The organism is Treponema sp. (assembly GCF_045641405.1).
Classification (GTDB): domain Bacteria; phylum Spirochaetota; class Spirochaetia; order Treponematales; family Treponemataceae; genus Treponema_D.
This window is the reverse complement of sequence record NZ_JAZUGX010000006.1, coordinates 1-22772: the sequence shown is the minus strand read 5'-3', so window position 1 is coordinate 22772 and position 22772 is coordinate 1. Positions and strand designations below refer to the sequence as shown.

Sequence of the window (22772 nt, the reverse complement as noted above, 5' to 3'; positions counted from 1 at the left end):
ACTTCAACTCCAAAAATGAAAGTAAAGAAATTAAATCCGCAGAAAGTCCACATGAATGCAATTATTGGAAGAGCAAGAATGGCAGCATGAAAAAACAAAAATATAAGGCAAATGCCAATGAAGGAAAACAAGAAAAACTGATAGATTCCAAGTATAAGACCTCGTGTCCTGATGACTTTCATATAAAAATTCTACCTTAACTTTATGTCTTCGACTTCCGCATCCTCAAAATCCGTAAGCCAGTATTTCTTGATTTCTACTTTTTTGACATATTTTGCCTTAAGCTCACAAAGAATGGCATAGTGCAAGGTGTGCATATGTTTTTCATGAGCCTGTAGACTTTCCCATTTTTCAAGAAGGCAAACATCATTGCCACTGTCCTGAGGCATGTAGAGTTCATATTCAATGTTGCCCTCTTCCGTCAAAGACATTTCACGAATATTGTTGTCACGGAACCTCTGGTAAAAATCGTCACGACAACCTGATTTCAAAGAATATCTTACCTGAATAAATAAACACTTCATAAAAACCTCGTACAAAGAGTATATTATATTAAATCAAAAAAGGCCATAAAAAAAGGAGCCGCCCAAACACACACAAAAGCGGCTCCTAAAAAAAAGAATGAAACAAAAGCAATTATATCGAGGTAACTAAAATTAGCTTTTTCTAACCAAACAGTCAGAAGAAAGCCCTTTTACGTGTGGCTTATTACACATAAAAAAGGCTTTTGTATTTCAATCATCATAAGTTAGCATACACTAACTTATATTAGATGTCAATAACCTTCATTAAATTTCTTTCAAAAGATTTACCATTTCGATGGCACCGAGAGCACACTCATAGCCCTTGTTTCCAGCCTTTGTTCCAGCTCTTTCGATTGCCTGTTCGATTGTGTCAGTTGTAAGAATACCAAACATAACAGGGATTCCAGCGCTCATTGAAACCTGGGCAACTCCCTTTGAAACTTCAGCACATACATAGTCGTAGTGGCTTGTGGAACCGCGGATTACAGCACCAAGACAGATGATTGCATCATACTTCTTGCTTTCTGCCATCTTTTTTGCGACAACAGGAATTTCAAAGGCACCTGGAACCCATGCAAGGTCAATGTCATCTTCAGAAACATCGTGGCGCAAAAGACCGTCACGTGCTCCGCCGATGAGCTTTGAAACGATGAACTCATTGAAACGAGCTGCTACAATACCAACCTTCATGCTGCCCTTTCCGGCAACCATCTTTCCTTCTAAAATCTTCATATGATTCTCCTATAAAAATATTTTCTATAACAAATGTCCCATGCGGACTTTTTTTGTCGAAAGGTAAAACTCGTCAAACTTCTGGCTCTGGATTACGATTGGAACGCGCTCAACAACTTCAATTCCAGTTCCTTCAAAGTTTAGGGCATCGACCTTCTTTGGATTGTTTGTCAAGAGCCTGAGTTTTGTTGCGCCAAGATCCTTGAGAATCTGAACGGCACATGTGTAGTCGCGGGCATCCTCAGGAAGTCCAAGGGCAAGGTTTGCATCGACAGTATCCATACCCTGCTCCTGCAAAGCATAAGCTTTTATCTTGTTGAGGATTCCGATTCCACGGCCTTCCTGTGTAAGGTATACGAGAACGCCGGAACCGTTTTCCGATATCTTTTTCATGGCAGCATCAAACTGCTGGCCACAGTCACACTTGAGAGAACCAAAGGCATCCCCTGTAAGGCATTCGGAATGCACGCGACAAAGAACGCTTTCGTCTTTTGAAATGTCACCCATTACAAGTGCTTCGTGATGCTGGCCTGTAACCTTGTCCTGATAGCCGTACATCATGAATTCGCCGTACTTTGTAGGGAGTTTTGCCTTGGCAACGCATTCAAAAAGCTTTTCTGTCTGCTTGCGGTATTCAATGAGGTCCTCGATGGCAATCAATATCATGCCCCATTCCTTTGCTTTCTGCTCAAGTTCTGGAAGGCGAGCCATGGTTCCGTTGTCGCTCATGATTTCGCAGCAAAGGCCTGCTTCTTCAAGTCCTGCAAGACGGCAGAGGTCTACGGTTGCTTCAGTGTGTCCGTTGCGTTCAAGTACACCCATAGGTTTTGCAACCAGAGGAAACATGTGTCCCGGGCGGCGGAACTGATGAGGTTCTGAAGCAGGATCAGCAAAGGCAATGGCGGTGCGGCTTCTGTCAAAGGCAGAGATTCCCGTTGTCGTAACCATATGGTCAACGCTTACGGTAAAGGCAGTTTCGTGGTTGTCCGTGTTTGTAAAGCACATCGGATCAAGGCGTAGTCTTTTGGCATACTCGCGGCTGCAGGGCATGCAGATCAGTCCCTTTGCCTTTGATGCCATGAAGTTGATGTTTTCAGGTGTCGCATATCTTCCAGCGCAGATGAGGTCGCCTTCATTCTCACGGCTTTCATCATCAGTAACCATGATGAGCTTTCCGTTGCGAATGTCTTCCAATGCTTTTTCTACAAGTTCAAATCTATCTTTTTTCATATTGCTTCCTTAGATCAATGATAACTTTCAAAATCCATGTAGGCACCCATGTCTTTTGGAGCGTCTTTAAGCGACACAAAATGCCTTACGTATTTCCCGATCACGTCGCACTCGATGTTTACGATGTCACCGCTTTTTTTCTTTGCCAATGTGGTGTGCTCCCATGTATGGGGAATTACTGCAACGGAAATGATGTAGGCGCTGCCATCTTTCTTTACGCTTGCGATTGTAAGGCTTATACCGTCGATGGCCACACTTCCCTTTTCGATCATGTATTCACCAAGACTGCTTTCCATTACGACAGAAACGTTCACCGCATTTTCTTCCTTACAGAATGAAAGGAATCTTGCAGTTCCGTCTATGTGCCCCGAAACAATGTGGCCACCAAAGCGGCCGTCGGCTTTCATTGCACGCTCAAGGTTCACAATGCTGTCAGTGTGCAGCTGTCCAAGGGAAGTCCTGCTGAAGGTTTCAGGCGTTACATCTGCTGCAAACCAGTCGCCGCCAAAATCCGTGACAGTAAGGCAGGTTCCGTTTACTGCAATGCTTTCTCCAAGAACAAGACCGCTGTCAAATTCCGCCTGAACGGAAAGGGTCAGTGATTTTGTTCCGCGCGAGATGCTTTTTATTTTTCCGGTTGTTTCTATGATTCCTGTAAACATAATTCAATTCACAATTAATAATTCATAATTCACAATTTAAAATTCATAATTTTGAATTATTTGCAAATCATGTATCTTATTAAAACATCCTCACCGAAGTTTTTGACTTCAATCATTTTCATTTTTACGCAATTATCAAGGGAACTGCATTCCATGCCCTGGACAGGACTATGGACGCTGCCGTTGATTCCGCCTGTGATTTTTGGAGCCACATAGCAATGAAGCTCGTTGACGAGACATCTGCCGCCGCTGAAAAACAAGGACGCATTCAGAGTTCCGCCTGATTCCACAAAGACGCTGTCGATTTTCTTCTCGCCCAAAACTGAAAGTACTTCTTCAAGATTCAGGTGGCCGTCTTTTTCCGAAACCGGGACAATCTCAACCCCAAGCCCTGAAAGAATGTTTTTTCCTGCATCACTTACGGAAGCCATAGAATTTTTGCTTGTAAAAACCATTACGGGAATTTCACCTGCAGTCTTTACAAGATGGCTTTCAAGGGGAAGTTCAAGATTGCGGTCAAGGACAACACGGACAGGCTGCTTGTACTGAGAGCCTTCAACACGGCAATTGAGCATGGGGTCATCGGCAATGACGGTCTTTATTCCGCACATGATGGCGCTTGTGGTTCCGCGGGTGCGATGGACATTTTCACGGGCTGCATTCCCAGTTATCCATTTGCTTTCGCCTGTAGACAGTGAAGTTTTTCCGTCTGCAGTCATGGCATACTTTACGATGACATAGGGCATCTTTGTCTTTATGTAATGGAAAAAAATCGGATTGATTATGTCGCACTCTTCACGGAGGAAATCCTGGATCACGGTTATTCCGGCTTCTTCAAGCTGCCTTACTCCACCGCCGTTTACAAGTTCATTAGGGTCACGGCTGCCGACGATTACGGTCTTTATTCCGCTTTCGATGACGGCCTGGGTGCACGGAGGCTGCTTTCCTGTATGGCAGCAGGGCTCAAGGGTGACATACATTTCTGCCCCGGAAACATCAACATTGTTTTCCCTGGCATTCTTGAGACAGTCGCGTTCCGCATGGAGGTCGCCGCATCTGTGATGATAGCCTTCCGCAAGAATTTTTCCGTCACGGACAATGACGGCCCCAACAAGAGGATTGGGATGTACATGACCGCCGCCAAGTTTTGCAAGTTCTATTGCACGGCGCATAAATTTTTCCTGGGGATTGAATGCCATGGAAATAGTTTTATATCAAACTATTTTTCTTGTCAAGGGAGAAAATAATTGCTTTTCAACGGGGACAGACCCCATTGGCAAAAGTAAAAAGTGGCGGGCCCCAGCGACGACGTAAAGGACAATGGTATCCTCCCGCTTCACTGTTAAAGGCGATGTGCTTTCTTTGGCGGGCCCTTCCTTATCCTTTCCGTCTGCGTCCCACCAGATTTTTTTGCGTGTTCATGGGGTCTGTCCCCTCTGTCGTGATTGCCATTTAGAATTAATTCGTGATTGCTGCTTAAAAGTCAAACCCTTCTGGTAGAGGGGCTTCTACTTTCATGATCTGGCCTGTAACGGGATGAGGGAATTCTAGGCTCATGGCATGGAGCATGATGCGTTTGTTTGTCTTTCCGCCGTAAAGGGTGTCGCCTAAGAGAGGCAGTCCACAACCTGACAGATGAACCCTTATCTGATGTGTGCGACCAGTGTACAGACGGCAGTCGACATATAACATTTCATTATCGACAGCCACTACAGTGAAATCCGTCTTTGCGTACTGGCCTCCCTTGCTTTCTGGCAGAGGGCCTACTCGACATTGGGCACTTTTTGCCGCTATTCGGCCGATGTAGTTTTCTATAACAAAATGTTTTTGTAAACTGATGTTGCCGTTCCCCTTTTCTTCAGGGGTCTGTCCCCGTTGTTCAAGAATTGCTTCGCAATTCTTGTGGCGAAAGTTACTGGATAGATCGGTTTTAAGAATGCAAGGCTTTCGCCATGGGGTCTGTCCCCTCTGTTTAAGCTGCGGGCAAGCAACAGCACGGTAAGTCTTTACCGCAGCATGGTTCTGGAACATGTCCGACACAGCCTTGTTTACCTGCCGTGTCTTAGTAAATAGAAGGACTCCGCTGGTTTCCCTGTCAAGGCGGTGCATTATTCCCACATAAGGAGGATTTCGTAAAGATGGATTTTTCTTCCATAAATAGTCTATTACACAGGAATGCATGGACTTTCGCGATTCAACGATGGTGCCTTCAGTTGGTAGAAAAGCAGGTTTATTCACTATGATAATGCTTTCATCTTCAAATAGAACATTCTGTTCTGTCAAAACATAATCAATGTCCTCTGGCTGTTTTTCAAAGAAGAATTTGTCTTCCTCAATTTCTGCACAGACCTTGGATTTTGGGAAAAGATCGTAGGCTGGAATCCTACATTGCTTTCCATTCACAAATATACTTCCAGCCACTATGAGACGCCTGATTTTGCTGTTGGATACATCTTTTCCAGGGAAAAGCAAGGGCAGTTCACGCCTCAAGAACTCATCCAATCGACATTTCCTTTCAACGGTCCATATCTTTTGTTCCATATAAATACATTCTACATTCCCAGGGCATTTTTATACAACAACTACAATGCATTTTCTTTTTCAATTTGATATACTAGAGCCATGAAACAGGACAACCTTGGTCGCGGAATCGCTTGGATTATATTATCTTCTTTTGGATTTGCAATGATGGGTGCCCTTGTCCGTGCGGCAGGAGACATTCACTTCATGCAGAAAGCCCTTTTCAGGAACAGCATTGCCTTCATCATTGCGTTCACGACCCTCATGGTAAAAGCACGGAAAGACCGAAGCATCCTTGCTGTCCCTCGTCCTGCGTGGAAGTATCTTTTTCTCCGTTCCTTTACAGGAAGTTTCGGCATATTCGGTAACTTTTATGCCATAGGCCACATGAACATTTCCGATGCCGCCATGCTGAACAAAATGTCCCCTTTCGCTTCCCTTCTTCTCAGCATATTCATCCTTGGGGACAGACCTACCCTGTTTTCAGCAACAGCCCTGGTAACCGCCTTTATAGGAGCCCTTTTCGTCATAAAACCGACATTCAACTTTACGGAATTCCTACCCGCTCTTGCAGGTTTTCTCGGAGGTCTTGGAGCAGGATTTGCATATGCCTTCGTACGCAAGATGCACAGCAAATACGATGTAGCAAGTGAAGTCATAATAACATTCTTCTCACTTTTTTCAGTTGTAATTGCGGTACCTTTTTTCTTCATCTATTACACTCCAATGACCTTGAGCCAGTTTTTCATCCTCATAGGGGCTGGAGCATCTGCCGCCGTAGGACAGTTTGGCGTTACAAATGCCTATTTCAACGCGCCTTCTTCAAAAATATCGCTTTACGAGTACTCAAATGTCATTTTCTCAGCAATATTGGGATTCATGATGTTCGAGCAGATTCCTGACAGATACAGTTTCCTAGGCTATGCCATCATCATCGGAGCAGCCACAGTCATGTTCTTCTACAACAGGAGAAAAACAGAAAAAAATTGAAATTCACAGAATTTATTCTATAATTATTCATTATGGACGAAATTCTTTACAGTGAAATTCAAGGCAGCCATGAAACTCAGGACCATCAAGACAATCAGTCTGAATCAAAAGTCTTAAAGACCTGGCTCGTCTTCAAGGTTCAGGACGGAACCTACGCGGTTGAATCAAGCAACGTACGCGAAGTCTTGAGAAACAACGAGGTATTCCAGATGCCTTTTACTCCTTCATACATCAAGGGAGTGCTGAATTTCTACGGAAAGCCATATGCAGTCGTTGATTTTATGATGATCCAGAACATGCAGAAGACAACGACCCAGTTATTCCTCGTATTGAATGATTCCGCCGACATAGCCCTTCAGATCGACGACATAGTGGATTTCTACACTTCAGAAGACGTGGAGGAACAGCAGATTCTGGACAAATCTGATACGGAACTGTTTTCGCAGACAATCACCATCGGAAACGTCATAGCCCCTGTTCTCGATGTCCAGTCCATATCCAACAAGGTGAACGCAGAAATTGAAAACGACTGAATGGTTCATCTGCCTGGCCTATGAAAGATACAGCTTTCTGATTCCTCATTCCTACAACATAGTCAACGGTTCCATACCAGACATTTTCATTGACTTTGACAAGCTAGCAAAGGATATGTTCTCCGTGGAAAATTCCGAAAAGCACCCTGCCGCAATAACGGTTAAATGCACAAAGACGGCAATGCTTTCAACATCTGCCATACCTACGATCCATCAGGCAGACCTCAAGGAATTCTACATTCCAAGCGGCATCATTGAAGAACATTCAAAAGAAATCGGAATCATAGCAATTTCTTTCTCTCCCAAAGGAATTTCAGTAATCATAAATCCAGAGCTTCTCTATGAAGAATGGAGCAAAGAAAAATGATCAGAGTCCTTATAGCAGATGATTCAGCCATAGTACGCGCCATGCTTGGACAGGTTCTTGGAGATGACAGTCGGTTTGAAATAGTTGGGATGGCAGAAAACGGAAAACATGCGGTCGAACTGTGCCTTGAGCTTAAGCCAGACCTTGTAGTCATGGACATCAACATGCCTATCCTCAATGGAATAGATGCCATCATCCAGATCAAGGAAAAGATGAATCCCGCAATTGTAGCTTTCACGACAGAAGATACCGCTGAGATTGGATACAAGTGCCTTGATGCGGGAGCCATCGACGTGGTGCAGAAACCAAACCTTGCCACCATGAACAGACATAAAATTGAAAATTTCTGCGACCAGCTCACAATAATTTCTGAGGCTTACAGAAAGCACATGGAAAAATCCAATGAACTCAGAAACATCTACTATGCACAGTCCCTTGCAAAGGAAATCATAAAGGGAAAGAACACCCAGCCAGAAAAACAGGAACAGCTCAGATTCTCAGTCCTTGCCATAGGAGCATCAACTGGGGGACCTGTCGCAATACAGAAACTTCTACGAGCCCTAAAGCCTTTGTTTCCGTTGCCCATCATCATTACCCAGCACATTGATGAAGTCTTTGACACACAGTTTGCAAAATGGCTCAGCAACACAACAGGTCATGAAGTAAAGACAGCAACCGATGGAGAGATCCTTCAGGCAGGTCATGTCTACATAGCACCATCAAAGAAACATCTTATGCTTAAAAAAAAGAGCGATAGGAATTATGCCATTGTTCTTGACGACAGTGAAGAAGTTCATTTTCTCAAGCCAGCGGTGGACAAGATGTTTACTTCCTGCGCAGAAGTAGTAGGCAGCAAGACTCTTGCGATACTTCTAACAGGCATGGGACAGGACGGCGCTCAGGGAATGAAAAAAATCCATGACGCAGGCGGTTACACCATAGCAGAATCTGAAAAATCAAGTGTCGTTTTTGGAATGCCTAAGGCTGCGGTCGACATGAATGCCGTCACCAGGATTGAAGACCTTGATTATATGGGTGAAATCATCAGGACGATCACAGGAGCTACACGTGGATAGACTGCCAGATCTTCTTGTGGACAAGATAAAAAAAACAAGCGGAATCATCCTCACAGCTCCCCTTAAGCAGACAATACTGGAATTCGTTGACCGCAGGATGCAGGAACTCAACATGACCATAGAATCCTACTGTGCACATCTGGACTTGAACCCCGCTGAACTGGAACAGCTCATCAATATTTCTACGGTCAACGAAACATATTTTTTCCGCGAAGAATCCCAGTTTGACTTTCTCCACAAGGTATACTTGCCTTCCCGAAGCTACAAGCCCCTTAAAATATGGTGCGGTGCCTGTTCTACAGGAGAAGAACCTCTTTCCATCTATGCCATGACAAAACAGTTCGGCATAAAGACAGACATAACGGCAACGGATATAAACACGGAAGCATTGAACACCTTCAGGAAAGGCATCTACTCAAAGAATTCCTTCAGATGTGACGGACAGAAGTTTCACGCCATGATCCATTCAATATCCAAAATCAACGGCGATTCGATTCAGATACATCAGGAAGACATAAAAAAAATACACATATCATATCTCAACCTACAACGGACATCATCTTTTCCCTTTGAGCTGAACTGCTTTGATATAATCCTTTTAAGGAACATATTCATATATTTCTCGGAGGAAACGACATTAAGGACCCTTACACAGCTTTGGACCGTACTTAAACCAGATGGAATTCTTATGCTTTCATCGAATGAAATCGCTTCAATCCCAAACAATGACTATTTTGAAAAGAAAAACAATGGAAGCGTTTATTATCTACAGAAAAAACCATCTAAGATCCAGCAGTTTCTTGAGAAGAACAAAGGCATGAAAGGAATACCTGCAGAACCAAGAAAAATTGAGATTCACCACGCCGAGATGGTTCCATTGAAGGATGCAGACAATGAAGCTGAGTCGGAAGAAATGAAGAAGGTCTATAGGGAAATCATAAAATTCATCGACAGAAAGAATTTCAGGAAGGCTCAGCAGCTTATTTCCGAGATAAACTTTCAGCCAAATGAACTTGAATACAGATATTTTCTTCTTGGACTGATTGAACACAATAAGTCCCAGCACAAGGTCGCAGAAGAAAACTTCTATAAATCAGCAAGCCTCAACCCTAATTTCTGGCCTGCCACAACCATGCTTGCCTTTACCTACAAGCATCTGGATAGACTTGAACGAAGCAGGGACTATTTCGAGCAGTCCCTAAATATACTGCTGGAATATGTAAAAAATGAAAAAACATGTTATAATTTTATTGTGGATTTTGCACCCGCCTATATAATCAACCTTTGTCGGAAGAATATAGACGAGATTCAAAAGCTTATCGGGGAATAAATGGCGTTTTCAAGGGAAAATTTCGTTGACGGCTATGTAGCGGAAGTCAGGGAACACATCGACAGCATAACTTCTCACATCATCTCGCTTAAGAACAATCCTGAAGAAAAGAAGGAACACATAACTGAAATTCTCCGCCATCTCCACACCATCAAGGGTGCTTCAAGAATGCTTGATTTTCTACAGATGGAGCAGATTTCCCACGCCCTCGAATCAGTATTCAAGTCCATCCAGGAAACCACAGTGGAGCTTTCCACAAACATATTCAAGCTTTCCTTCCGCATAACGGAATTCCTGGAAATAATCATTTCTGAAATCGCAGAAAACGGAGATACAAAGGCCATCGCAGATTCAATCATAGAAACCTGTGAACGTGCCGCTTCTGGATTCTTCTTTGAACCAGACAAGATAACAATACAGGATTCAGATGACGATGATTTTGAGATGGACGAATGGGAACAGAATTTCACAACCACAAGTTCCTTCGACAAGATCAATTCAGTCCGCATCGACATCGATAGAATCAACAGCATAATACATGAATACGACAACCTGATAATCAAACAGTTCAGGCTCAAGCATCAGATTGAAGCTTTGGAAAAACGACTTGCTGACAGAAATGCAGACCGCCTATATGAAGTTCCACGGCAGCTTCATGAGGAACTGCTTTCCACTGAAAGCAGCATATTTGAAACACAGCACCAGATTTTTGCTCTCAGAATGCTGCCACTTGAAATGGTTCTTGTTCCGCTGAAAAAGGAAATCGAAAAGGAAGCCCTTGCACTTTCCAAGGACATAATCACAGATATTCCTACGACAAGCTTCATGCTTGACAAGGTCATCCTTGAACAGTTGAGGACTATCCTACTTCACCTGGTCCGCAACAGCCTTGACCATGGAATCGAGGATGAAGATACAAGATCAAAGCTTGGAAAAAACAAGAAAGGTCTCATTGCCATTCACGCTTCTCAAGTATCAAACAGAATATTAATTACAGTCCAGGATGACGGCTGCGGCATCCAGTATGACAAGATCAGGGAGCAGGCAATTCAGTTGAACAGCATAAGGCGCGAGGAAATAAGCGCAATGCCAGACAAAGACCTCCAGCAGTATCTTTTCATGCCAGGCTTCACAACATCGGAGCAGACTACGGAAATTTCTGGACGAGGAATAGGACTTGATGTTGTCAGAAGCGCAATGGAAAAAATCAAGGGAAAGATACGCATCTCAACAAAAGCAAACGAAGGTACGACCTTTGAACTTTCAATTCCGCTTACTCTTGCTACCCAGCGTGGACTTTTCGTAGTATCTGGTTCAACAAAAGTCATGATTCCTTCGCATTACATCCACGAAGTGATCACCACATCGGGAGAAAACATTCTCACCATGCAGAACCAGCACTTCATCAACATACATAATAAAATAATTCCACTCCACTTTCTTTCATCGATTCTCGGCACGGGGCAGGAAAAAAACATATCCAATGTCATTGTTGTTGAATACCTTGAGACCAAGATGGCGATCGTCGTTGATTCCATAAAGCAGAATGAAAACGTCATCATCACTCCCCTTCCAGAATGTCTTCAGAAAATGAATTCACTACAAGGCGTTGTCTACGACGAGAACTACTCAATCATTCCTATCATCGACATCCCATGCATAATGCAGAAAATGCGGGAACTGGTTTCTTACGACACAAAGAAATATGCATCGATGAACATGAAGAAAACAAGGACTGTACTGATCGTAGATGATTCGGCAACAACAAGACAGATTGAACAGGCAATATTCGAAGCGGATGGATATTCCGTGGAGACAGCGATAGACGGTGTTGATGCCATTGAAAAACTCAGAAAAAAGAATGTTGACATAGTGGTAACGGACATCAGCATGCCAAGAATGGATGGCAAGACACTGCTGTCCAACATCAGAAGGATGGAAAACATCGGCAACATACCTGTCATCGTTGTTTCAGGAGCCTATGACATCTATTCTAAGAAGCAGTTCATGGATCTTGGTGCCCAGGCATTCATTGTAAAATCTGATTTCCAGCGTGGAAATCTACTTGATACAGTTAAGGAACTTCTTGATGAAAATTAAAAAGGTTTTAATTGCCAATGATTCAACATTGATAACAGATCTCCTCAAGTCGTTTCTTCAGGATGAAGGATGGGTGGTTGAAAGCTCAAAGGATGGAATCGATACCCTCAAGAAGCTTTTTGAGGATCAGCCAGACTGTCTTATCGTTTCTACAGAGCTTCCCGTCATCAATGGATATGACCTTACCCACATCGTAAAGGCAATCGACGACCTCAAGAACACAGCGGTGATCATTACTTCCAACGAACAGGGAAATGACGCAAGATTCTGGTCGGAAAATTCAAAGAGCGACGCATTTTATGTTCCTTCAGCAGACAATCTGAACACACTTACAACCCTAGTAGAAAAGACAACCGAAAGATTCAGCAACAGAACCAGAATCCAGTCAAAGAAAATGACGGAAACGGAAATCATCGCTCTCATAACATCCACTTTCGGCGAAGAACTCTATGAGCTTTACATGACAAGGGAGGTCTTCAATGTTGAAAACTACGTCTGGGATCTGGAGCATCTTCTTTCCCAGATGGCAAGATCCATCGGAAACATTTACAACTATGATGTACTCGGCATAATCGTCAATGAAGACAAGGTTGATGAATACTATGACAGAAGCGATTCAATCGCAAAGTCCGATTTTCAGGATTTCAGGAACATCTGCCAGACAGACTTCATAAAGAGGATCAGTTCAAGAAAGGATTTCAATTGGCTCAATTCAAATTTCTCTGAAACCGTCATCGAGCAGTTCAATCCTAAAAAGGAGAAACTCAGGAACTATAACATCTTCCCTGTGGACACGACAAAAAAATATCCATTCACCATTCATGTCGCCACGAGCGGAAACAATCCTATGAGCACCACCATACAGAAAAGACTGGATTTTCTTACGGACATCTATGCCCCTGTATTTGAAAAGACCATCACCTTCAATAAAAGCATTACATCTGAGATGAAAATCAAAAATGCCTTCAGCCGATTCCTTCCGCCAAAGGTAATAGAAAGAATCGTTGAAGGAGACACATCTGTCACATCTTCAGTAGGTGAACAGAGAAAAGTAGCAATCCTTATGGCAGACATAAGGGGTTTCACCGCCATCGCTGAGATAAATCAGCCAGACAAGGTCGTAACCTTCCTCAACCAATATTTCTCCCTGATGGGAAACATCATCAGGAAGCACGGTGGAACCATCGATAAGTTCATGGGCGATGAAATAATGGCTCTCTTTGGAGTTCCAGAAAGCTACAAGTATAACGGATACCGTGCAGCAAACGCAGCTGCAGAAATGCTCAAGGAAATAGAAAAAATCGATACGAGTTCCCTGCTCATTCCTGACAATTTACCTTTCAAGGTTGGAATTGGAATCCACTATGGACTTCCTATCGCAGGCACCATCGGCAGCGAAGACAAAAAGGAATATACGGTCATCGGTGACGATGTGAATCTGGCGTCGCGAATCGAGGATCTTACCAAGCTCTATGGAACTTCAATCCTCATAACTGATGCTGTAAAAAAGGATATTGAATCAGCGGAAGCAGACATGGAATTTGGAAGATACCTTGCAAAGCATGAGTCATACAATCTTCGTTATCTGGACAACGTAAAGGTCAAGGGAAAATCAATTCCCGTTCAGATTTTTGAGCTTTACAACAACAAGGATAAATATTCAGAAAACTTCAATGAAAATTTCAGCAAGGGTCTATATCAATATCTTGTTGGTAATTTCAATGGAGCACAGGATTATCTGAGGATCGCAAAGGTACTTGCACCAAAGGACAAGGCAACACTTGTTCTTCTCGAACGATGCAAGAAATTCATAAAACAACGCCCGCAGAACTGGGACGGCGCTATAACCCTTACCACTAAATAAAGGCTGCAGGAAAATATGAAAACCAACGAGATGAACAAGAAAAAAAGCTTCGAGACGGAGATGCTGGACACAGGCCGATTCAAGAATCTTGCCTGCGGAGCATTCTTCTTTGCATATACACTCTACTCTTCTGGCGTAGTAAAGATAATGGAAAGAAAGGATTTCGCCATTTTCTTCACCATTGTCATCGTCGTTTCAGCATTGGCTCAGTTTGTCGTTGCTCCACACACGAACCGAATCCTGACAAGGGACATCTCGGATAGGATAGCTAAAAATGACCAGGGAGAATTCGACATAGACGACAGGACAACGCTTCTCAAAGACCTGCTTTCTCTTCCACGCTCCATAAGCATTGAAGTAGTTGTCGTTGTCCTATGTGCATCCATAGCCCCAATCATCATGCTTCTGTTCCGTATCCATATAACCCCATATACTTTTGCATACATAAGCCTATGCTGCATGGGAGGTCTATATCTTTCAGGAGTTTCTGCCTTCTGCTATTCAGAGACTCTTTGCTGCAAAATCGCTACAAAACTCATTCAACAGGGAATAAACAAGGCAACAGTACACAGGGACAAATTCTACGGCTCAAGCACAAGAAGAAGAATCCTATGCTTTACGATTTTCCCTGTCATCCTGTCTTCTGCCATCCAGTGCACGATTCTCTACATGATGATATTTGACGGATGGGACAATGTCCATGCAATCAAGCACATGATTTTCATAATTTCCTGCAATGCATTGCTAAGCATCCTTTCAGGATACTATCTTCACAAAATCCTTACAGTCAACACAAGGAACATTACGGAAGTCCTGGAAAAACTGACCGACAACAAGAAGAATCTGTTCCTTCCAACTGATCTCAACCATGAGCTTTCATACAGCATTTTCCTCATAGATGAACTGATTAATTATCTTAGAAACCTTTCCATCGAAGCTTCCTCTGCAGGAGATGAAATTCTTTCTTCGTCCAAGAAACTTGCAAGGGATGCAAACCTTACGGCTGAAACTTCCATCTCTGAAGCAGCGGCAATCAGAGAATGCCTTGCGACAATGGAAAATGCAAAGAACCAGCATAAAAGAATTTCATCACACATCAACCTAATACAGACTTCCGCGACAACCACAAAGAATTCTGCAGATGCATCCTCTGAGCTTCTTGCCGCAGGAATCCAGAAAATGTCAGAGATAACCCAGTCAAATCTGGACACGATCTATGGCATAAAGGACCTTAGTGAAAGAATCGACTCCATATGCTCCGTAGTGGACGCCATTGATTCCGTTGCAGAGCGTACAAAGACAATCGCCTTCAACGCAGAACTTGAAGCCGCTATCGTTGGAGATGAAGGAGAAAAGTTCCACATCGTCGCAAACGAAATTCTTAGACTTGCAGCCTCCATCAAAAACTCAATCTATGAGATAAAGCAGAAAATAACGGACATCCTCCACTCCTGCGACAATCTCATCATTTCAAGTGAATCAGGTACACAAAAGACAAGAGAAGGAAGTGAATTCTACATCAAGCTTGAATCCAACTTCAGGGAACTATGCCTGTCCAGCGACATCACGGCTGAAAGCCTAAGAAAGGTTGTTGACATCACAGATATCCAGCAGGGAGCATTTGAGCAGATAAACTCGATTCTTGCTGAAATCAACTCAGGCTTTGAATTGTTTTCACAGAGCAGCCAGAAAATCAGTCAGGAGACAAAGGCTCTCAATGAAGCTGCCGCAACATTGGGCTCATACAGCAGCAACACAAATGGAGGCTTAAAATGAATTTTATAAAAAGACAGATTAAAAAATTCAAGACGCTTCCATTGGATTTCCAGATTACATCCATGATGTTCGCACTCAGCTGGTTTGCGAATACTGTAATACTTGGATACTGCTCCATCTTCGCAAAATTCTCCATGGATTATACTCCAATTCAGCTTGCATGGATCATATTCTCCAGCCTTGTCATAGCCTTGTTTTCTGAGATCATGTTTCATTTCATTGTTACAAAACCTATGGCAAACAACCTTTTATACTGGGAAGCCACAAAGCTGTCTTCAAGGGAAAGAACCAATCTTCTTGAAATCACAGGCTCATATCCTGTAAAAAAGGCATATCAGCTTGCTTTCCTCTTCATCATAACAGGAGCCATGTATTCAGGATGCGCTCATTATCTTATGAACGCAGACCTTCACATAAGCATTTTCTATTTTCACCTGTACACATCCCTTGCCTATATGTACATCTTGATTACAATCCATGTCCTAGAAAAGAAATGCAGTCCTTTTGCAGTAAAAATCGCTTCCCAGGGAATAGAACTTAAGGAAAAGAAATTCTTTGGTCTTTCACAGCGAGCTAATTTCATTCTATACATGGTGATCCCTATTATTGGAACTTCACTCATAACGATACACACGGTTTTCTATGCTTTCCATGCACAGACCATCCATAGCACAACTGGAACAATGACATCCAGAAATCTTTCATATATGGAATCTTTCGGTCTATACATCAAGACAAATTTTACGAAACCAGAAACAATGTTGTTTATCCTTAAAATCTCAATCGTCAACACCATAGCAACCTGCATTCTCATATATTTTTACTACACAAGAATTCTCAACAGCACGACTCTCATGCAGAATTCTCTTGTCATGCTCAACAACAACAAGGTAGATAGAAGTGCTCTTTTTGAAGTCAATATTTTTTCGGAAGACTCCTATACCATGCACCTCATCAACAGAACAATTCTCCTTTTTGATTCCATCATCAGGAACAATACAAAGACAAACAAAGACATCGACAACATATCACGGATGCTTTCACAGATTTCTTCGCAGACAACAGAAAACGTAATCAGGCAGTCTGCAAACATAGAAGAAATACTTGCCACAATGCAAAGTGTCGACAACCTTTCCAAGAAAATAGAAAGCAACTTTGATGAAGTCATAACGGTTGCATCAAAGACAATGATCAGCGTAGACACGACCTTCGTTGATCTAAACGACAATTTTGACAAGATCAAGGAAATAACCGACACAAACAGGATAACAATTGAAAACCTTAAGAAATTGTCTGACAAAATTTCTGGAATTCAGGAAGTGATCAATTCCATCGACAAATTCGCAGAACAGACAAAGACAGTCGCCTTCAATGCTGAGCTTGAGGCAAACAACATAAAATCAGAAGGCACAAACTTTACGAACGTCGCAGAAGAAATCCGTCATCTTTCAAACAACACGCTTGAACTGACAAAAAAAATCCATGCACAGATTACGGATATTACAAATGCCAGCGAAGATCTTATCGCAACAGGCAACTACTGTATGAGGAAAACAAAGGAAGGTAATGAAATCTGTATCCAGCTGGGTGAAAAATTTGAAGAAATAAAACAGTCGGCAAGATCTACTTCTTTCAGCTCATCCAACATCAAGGAATCTTTACACGAGCAGACTAATTCCTTTCATCAACTTGTCGAGACCCTTTCCCAGATCGCAAAGAGTGTCCGCAACTTCGGATCATCCTCAACGACAATAGCTGACACCATTGAAAACTTAAGGCAAAATTCTATGCATATTCTTGCCCTTAACAATAAATACAACAAATCAGATGATATAGAGGAAGGTAACGCCCTATGAAAAGTTTTGAACATGAAGCAACCGTAAGAAGCTTTTTACCAGACATATTTGGAGCCATAGTAGTTTTCCTGTACTCGATTTTCTCTACGAACATTCCTTTGGATGTATTTCTCCGATCCTTAAAGTTCTTCATTGCAGTTGTGGTTTTCCTTCAGTTTGGCTGTGCCATTATTACGGATCACCTCTGTTACCATAAGGTTTCCATTAGAATAAAAAGCTTCTACACATCAAAGACCACGATAACTGAACGAACTCATCTTTTTGATGAGATCATCCAGTATCCTTTCTACACTGCCCTCATGACTTTCTTCTACTTTTTCCTTGGCACAACAATCATTTCCTATTACATCTACTCATATCTCAACCAGCCTTTGAACATTACGGGACTTTTCATAATCGAGGCTCTTTTCGGAACATACTTTGCATCCCTCATCGGTTATACCTTCTGTTCCAAGATTGTAAGCAAAATCGGCATAGACATCATCAATTCAGGCATTGAGAAGGATTATGTCATGAAGAAAAAATTCTTCGGTGTCCGATTCAACATGAAGGTCCTGCTTTTCGTTGCTTTACCATGCATCTTCACCTGCATCATCAACTGCTCTGTTCTTATCGCAGGATATTATCCATTTGAAGGAAAAGCAATTGCAACAAACGGCGACATCCAGACATTAAGAATGTTCAACACGATCGTCATCAACAGCATAATCATGCTTATTTCAATTCTATTCTTCTACAACGACATAAACACGAAGAATACACGAATGACCGAAGTCCTCAATAAAATTACATCTACGGACTTTTCAAAAATATCACCTATTGAAACAGATATTTCAGACGAATTCTCGTTCAACCATTATCTTGCAAACCAGATCATCTCAATGCTCCGTGGAATTCTTTTTCAGACCGAACAGTTTGGAAAGACCATCAGTGATTCATCATCCGATCTTATGCGCATTGCAAATGAAACTGAATCCACTTCAGTTGAACAGTCAACAGGCATCAAGGAAATAGTTTCTACGATGGAAAACGCAACAAACCTTTCCCACAACATCGAAAACAGAATCATCGAAGTTACGGAAATCGCAAAAAAGACCGTAGAAAAAGTAAACACGGGATCAGAGCTTCTTGAGAAATCACTCAACTCAATTTCTGCCATCGCTGAATCCAACGAGATAACCATCACAGGCATAAAAAAACTAAATGACAAGATCAATTCAATCTGGGAAATCGCAAACATCATCGACAGTATTTCAGACCAGACAAAGATCATTGCCTTCAACGCAGAACTTGAGGCTACCACGGAGATTGGTGAAAGCAAGAACTTCAAGAATGTCGCAAACGAAATCAGAAGACTTGCAAACAGCACCATGGACAGCACAAGGGAAATAAAGTCCAAGATCACAGCCGTACAGAAATCATCAGAAGAACTCATAAAGGCATCACAGGAAAGCACAGACCTCATCAAGAAGGAATCGGAACTTTCGACAAGGCTCGAAAACAAATTCACAAGCATCAATAATTCCGCAAGATATAATTCAACATCTTCCAACGAAATCAAATATCTTGTAGAACAGCAGACTAAGGCCTTTGACCAGATAGTCAATACCCTTCAGCAGATCAGCACAAGTGTCCAGGGCTTCTCCAAGTCAACAAGATCACTAATTGAAACATCAAGAAACCTGCAGGAAAACGTAAACCTCATTGAATCCGCCAGCATTTCAGACCACGAAGCGGAAGAAGACGAAGAGATGGAGGCATAGAATATGGTCAACAAGTCGATTTCATTTTCATCAAAACTGTACTGGTACAATACTGCAACAATGCTCACATGTGCAATCTTTGTATTCTGCTACTCTGCATTCTTTATCTCGATAAAACCATCCCAGCTTTTCTGGGCTTTCACTTGGAGCATTACGACTTACTGTGTTGCACAGCTTGTTTTCATGCCATTCATACATAGATTTCTCACCAGAAGAATAGAAAAGGACCTTACCCTTTTCAACGATAATGCACTTGATAATGTTGAAGACAGAACAAGACTATTCCTGGAACTGGTTCGCTACCCGTTTCTCTCAGGCATAAGAACATTCATATATGCAACTTTAATAACTGCATTCCTATGTTTCATCTATCATAAATTTCCAGGAATTGGCCTTGACCTGGCAACTGCAAAGATTTCATACATTGCATGTATCTTTGGCTCATACACTACAGCAATCGTTATCTATTATTTCTCGGAACGCATTTCAAAGAAACCTATTGAAAGGATACTCAAAGCAGGCATAGATTCATCCATATTGAACAAGAAAAACTTTTTTGGAATCAAGAAGCCTTATTACGGACTTTCAATTCTATCACGCTGCATCATGTTTCTTTTCATTCCGATTGTTTTTTCAAACATACTCTCCTTCTTCCTTCTAAAGCAGGGCTACATGTTGATCAACGGAGTTGTACTTGGACCAAAGGATCAGATCATAAGAATCATCATTGCAAACATCCTTCAGATCATCCTTACAGGTGCCTTGATAATTCTTTTTATCCGTTACATGTCACAGAACAACAGCCAGTTGCGTCAAGTATCAATTGAACTTCTTGAAACGGGTAATCCAAACACAGAAATCACAACGACCCTATCTGACCAGATCCAGTACAATGTATATCTTCTTGGAAATGTGATCTCCCATTACAAAACGCTTATGGACCAGTTCTCGGATATCGGTAAGGATGTTCTTCATTCTACAGAAGACCTTTCCATAATCTCAGGAAAGATCGCTACATCATCTTCCGAACAGAGCGGAGATGTAAAGGAAATTCTCAGCACTATGGAAGATTCCAACGAACTTTCCAAAAACGTAGCGACAAGAATTTCAGAGGTTTCGGAAGGAACAGACAAGACAAAGGATGACGTTTCAGAAGCATTCTCCCTTCTCAAGGAAAACATCAAGCGCCTTTCCGACATCAACGATTCAAACCAGGGTGTAATCGACGGCATAAAGAATCTGGCTGCACAGATAGACAACATCGACGACATCGTTACAATAATTAAGGATATCGCAGATCAGACAAAGATCATTGCCTTCAATGCAGAACTCGAGGCCGTATCGAATGGAAAGAACGGAAGAAATTTCCATATCGTTGCAACTGAAATCAGGCGTCTTGCAAACAACACAATGGAATCCATCCAGAAGATTCAATCTTACATCGAAAGCATTCAGGATGCATCTCGGGAACTGATCTACTCATCAGAACAGAGTACGGAATTCATCCATGAAGAAGCAAACATTTCAAAACAGCTTGAAACACAGTTCGGTGGAATCATGGAATCATCAAACGAAACCAATGAAAAGGCAACTGAAATTTCTGGAATCATCGAACAGCAGACGGCATCCTTCAACCAGATAGTCATAACCTTGCGTCAGATCAGTTCTGGAATCGAAAGCTTCGCACAATCAACAAAGACCATAACAAATACCGTCAATGAAATGAAGAACATCGCCTTCAAGCTTTCAAACATGAAGGACCACATCTGATCAGGATCCAACAGGTGCATGCCAGTAAGATATAATTTTCTGACTGCACCTGAATTCTTTCAAGCAGGTGTCTTGGATTCAGCCAGAATCCTAAGGATATTTTCCATTACGGAGAAACTTACAGGAGAGAGGGATTCCTCATTGTCTTTTTCTGAATGGAACAGTCTCCATGTCAAAGGCAGGTGCTCTTTATAGGAAAAGTCAGGAACATTTTCCTTCAACCTCTGTTCCTTCGTGCATTCCCGATTGAGTACATTCGATTCAAGGTTCTTGTCTTTGGTTATCATCCTTGCATAAAGGGATGCTTCATCGGCAGGAAGCATGGTAATTGCCACAGCTGGAATTCCACAGGCAAGAAAAGATGCATTGTCGCTGTAAGGTACAGGCAATGTCATCCACCGTCCAGGGCTTGCCGCCTTAAGGATTTCCTGAGTCCTTACATAAAGATCATTGGCTGTCTTTACGAATGAGGATGGAGTCTTTGGGCCAAGATTCAATCTTGCAAGAACGGGCACCTCACCTCGGCCGCAGGCATCAAAGACATAGACATCATCTTTTATTCCCAGCCGCTGGAATGTAGCCGCTATGCCGAATGCACCCTGCTCAGCTACTCCTGTATTCCAACCAAGCTCTTCACCGTCAGTAAAGAAAATGCGAACATTATGAAAATTAGGATAGTTCTTTAAATATACAGCCCAGTTCATAAGCTGCCAGTCGGCGGCGCTGTTGTCATTTGCTCCAGGGCTACCTTCAACCCTGTCATGATGGGCGACAACAGTTTTTATCCTGAACCTTGGATTGTAAGCACCAGCACCAAACTGCACGAGGATATGGTTCTTACCGTCAATGGCAACCCTTGTCGATTCAACACCGTGCCCCTTAAGCCACGACTGTATGAAATCAGCACGATCGCATCGACTGCTTATGAAGCTTGAAAAATCCTGCGGCAGAAATCCCATGAAGCCTAGTATTCTCCCCTGGAAGAACCACGGTCACGACCACCGCTGCGGTTGCCGCCAAAGCGCCCACCACGGAAGCTGCGTTCTCCACCGCGTTCATTGCGATCGCGGTCAAAGCTCCTACGAGGTCCACGGTCATCTCTTTTTTCCTCAGCGTAGTTGACCCTTACACGGCGTCCGTCAACTTCCTTTCCACCGATTTTTGCAATGGCACCATCACAGTCCGATTCATCAGAAAGCTCTACAAAACCAAATCCCTTTGACTGGCTTGTATCCCTATCTTTGATGATAGTAGCCGATATTACCTCACCATATTCCGAAAACAATTCAGTGAGTCGATCTTCTGTTGTTGTGTAACTAAGGTTACCGATATAAATTCTTTTAGACATGGTCTAAATTTACATTGTAATATGTTTTAAATCAACTTTTTTTTACCATCCACCAAGAATTCCACAGAAACAGATGTGTCCGTCAATTTTGGGCCCCCTGGGGAGCCAGCCAGACACCTTGGGGTTCAAAAGATGTGATTTTTATGTTCCAAGGTAACAAATTTTTCCAGTCATCTTCAGTCCAGCCATCAGTATCGGCGGCCTGTTCAAAAATACAGCGAAGATAATCTTCTGGATTTATATTATGGATTTTAGCACATTCAATCAATGTAAACAAGAGGCAGCTTGAGCGTGCACCATCTTCCGAGCCGGCAAAAAGCCAGTTTTTGCG

Annotated in this window: 20 protein-coding genes; 11 read left to right on the top strand and 9 right to left on the bottom strand. The window is 42.5% G+C overall.

Annotated features, from left to right (window positions below):
• Window positions 1-191: 191 nt before the first annotated feature.
• The 6 genes from ACKI39_RS00885 to ACKI39_RS00860 all read right to left on the bottom strand — a co-directional run bounded on the left by ACKI39_RS00885 (window position 192) and on the right by ACKI39_RS00860 (window position 5689).
• Window positions 192-524 (bottom strand): antibiotic biosynthesis monooxygenase family protein, encoded by a 333-nt coding sequence (locus ACKI39_RS00885; protein ID WP_407396721.1) that lies wholly within the window; start codon window positions 522-524, stop codon window positions 192-194.
• A gap of 264 nt (window positions 525-788) precedes the next feature.
• Window positions 789-1256, bottom strand: a complete 468-nt coding sequence (ribH, locus tag ACKI39_RS00880) for a 6,7-dimethyl-8-ribityllumazine synthase (RefSeq protein ID WP_318689097.1) — start codon at window positions 1254-1256, stop codon at window positions 789-791.
• A gap of 24 nt (window positions 1257-1280) precedes the next feature.
• Window positions 1281-2486, bottom strand: a complete 1206-nt coding sequence (ribA, locus tag ACKI39_RS00875) for a GTP cyclohydrolase II (protein ID WP_407396718.1) — start codon at window positions 2484-2486, stop codon at window positions 1281-1283.
• A gap of 14 nt (window positions 2487-2500) precedes the next feature.
• The gene (locus ACKI39_RS00870; protein ID WP_407396716.1) at window positions 2501-3148 is read right to left on the bottom strand and encodes a riboflavin synthase; all 648 of its coding nucleotides are present in this window, start codon (window positions 3146-3148) and stop codon (window positions 2501-2503) included.
• 56 nt (window positions 3149-3204) lie between these two features.
• Entirely contained in the window at window positions 3205-4347 is a 1143-nt protein-coding gene (ribD, locus tag ACKI39_RS00865) for a bifunctional diaminohydroxyphosphoribosylaminopyrimidine deaminase/5-amino-6-(5-phosphoribosylamino)uracil reductase RibD (RefSeq protein WP_407396714.1), read from the bottom strand.
• A gap of 277 nt (window positions 4348-4624) precedes the next feature.
• Window positions 4625-5689 carry an RluA family pseudouridine synthase gene (locus ACKI39_RS00860; RefSeq protein WP_407396712.1) on the bottom strand — a complete coding sequence of 355 codons (1065 nt, stop codon included), beginning with the start codon at window positions 5687-5689 and terminating at the stop codon, window positions 4625-4627.
• A gap of 81 nt (window positions 5690-5770) precedes the next feature.
• On the opposite strand from ACKI39_RS00860, the gene ACKI39_RS00855 reads away from it, so the two are divergent.
• Genes ACKI39_RS00855 through ACKI39_RS00805 form a run of 11 tightly spaced genes read left to right on the top strand, consistent with a single transcriptional unit; the run spans window position 5771 to window position 21093 of the window.
• The gene (locus tag ACKI39_RS00855; protein ID WP_407396710.1) at window positions 5771-6658 is read left to right on the top strand and encodes a DMT family transporter; all 888 of its coding nucleotides are present in this window, start codon (window positions 5771-5773) and stop codon (window positions 6656-6658) included.
• 32 nt (window positions 6659-6690) lie between these two features.
• On the top strand, window positions 6691-7191 hold the full coding sequence (locus ACKI39_RS00850) for a chemotaxis protein CheW (protein WP_407396708.1): 501 nt from the start codon (window positions 6691-6693) through the stop codon (window positions 7189-7191).
• On the top strand, window positions 7178-7558 hold the full coding sequence (locus ACKI39_RS00845; RefSeq protein WP_407396706.1) for a hypothetical protein: 381 nt from the start codon (window positions 7178-7180) through the stop codon (window positions 7556-7558). Before ACKI39_RS00850 ends, ACKI39_RS00845 begins: the two co-directional genes overlap by 14 nt.
• Window positions 7555-8634, top strand: coding sequence for a chemotaxis-specific protein-glutamate methyltransferase CheB (cheB, locus tag ACKI39_RS00840; protein WP_407396704.1), 1080 nt, complete (start codon window positions 7555-7557; stop codon window positions 8632-8634). The genes ACKI39_RS00845 and cheB overlap by 4 nt, the downstream gene beginning before the upstream one ends.
• A complete protein-coding gene (locus tag ACKI39_RS00835) occupies window positions 8627-9964 on the top strand; it encodes a CheR family methyltransferase (protein WP_407396702.1) in 1338 nt (445 codons plus the stop codon). The genes cheB and ACKI39_RS00835 overlap by 8 nt, the downstream gene beginning before the upstream one ends.
• Window positions 9965-12064, top strand: coding sequence for a hybrid sensor histidine kinase/response regulator (locus ACKI39_RS00830; protein WP_407396700.1), 2100 nt, complete (start codon window positions 9965-9967; stop codon window positions 12062-12064). It begins immediately after the preceding gene.
• Complete coding sequence (locus ACKI39_RS00825; protein WP_407396698.1) at window positions 12054-13928, top strand: adenylate/guanylate cyclase domain-containing protein; 1875 nt, start codon at window positions 12054-12056, stop codon at window positions 13926-13928. Before ACKI39_RS00830 ends, ACKI39_RS00825 begins: the two co-directional genes overlap by 11 nt.
• Window positions 13929-13943: 15 nt before the next feature.
• A complete protein-coding gene (locus ACKI39_RS00820; RefSeq protein ID WP_407396696.1) occupies window positions 13944-15704 on the top strand; it encodes a methyl-accepting chemotaxis protein in 1761 nt (586 codons plus the stop codon).
• Window positions 15701-17560 carry a methyl-accepting chemotaxis protein gene (locus ACKI39_RS00815; protein ID WP_407396694.1) on the top strand — a complete coding sequence of 620 codons (1860 nt, stop codon included), beginning with the start codon at window positions 15701-15703 and terminating at the stop codon, window positions 17558-17560. The genes ACKI39_RS00820 and ACKI39_RS00815 overlap by 4 nt, the downstream gene beginning before the upstream one ends.
• The gene (locus ACKI39_RS00810; protein ID WP_407396692.1) at window positions 17557-19323 is read left to right on the top strand and encodes a methyl-accepting chemotaxis protein; all 1767 of its coding nucleotides are present in this window, start codon (window positions 17557-17559) and stop codon (window positions 19321-19323) included. Before ACKI39_RS00815 ends, ACKI39_RS00810 begins: the two co-directional genes overlap by 4 nt.
• A gap of 3 nt (window positions 19324-19326) precedes the next feature.
• Entirely contained in the window at window positions 19327-21093 is a 1767-nt protein-coding gene (locus tag ACKI39_RS00805) for a methyl-accepting chemotaxis protein (protein ID WP_407396690.1), read from the top strand.
• Between the two features lie 59 nt (window positions 21094-21152).
• Here the strand turns inward: ACKI39_RS00805 and ACKI39_RS00800 are convergent, their stop codons facing one another.
• From ACKI39_RS00800 to ACKI39_RS00790, 3 genes are all read right to left on the bottom strand, one after another.
• Window positions 21153-22052 carry a M28 family peptidase gene (locus ACKI39_RS00800; RefSeq protein WP_407396688.1) on the bottom strand — a complete coding sequence of 300 codons (900 nt, stop codon included), beginning with the start codon at window positions 22050-22052 and terminating at the stop codon, window positions 21153-21155.
• A gap of 5 nt (window positions 22053-22057) precedes the next feature.
• Window positions 22058-22441: an RNA recognition motif domain-containing protein gene (locus ACKI39_RS00795; protein ID WP_407396686.1), complete on the bottom strand. Its 384-nt coding sequence runs from the start codon at window positions 22439-22441 to the stop codon at window positions 22058-22060.
• 82 nt (window positions 22442-22523) lie between these two features.
• Window positions 22524-22772 (bottom strand): transposase domain-containing protein (locus tag ACKI39_RS00790; protein WP_407396684.1); only part of this gene is annotated, 249 nt, incomplete at its 5' end.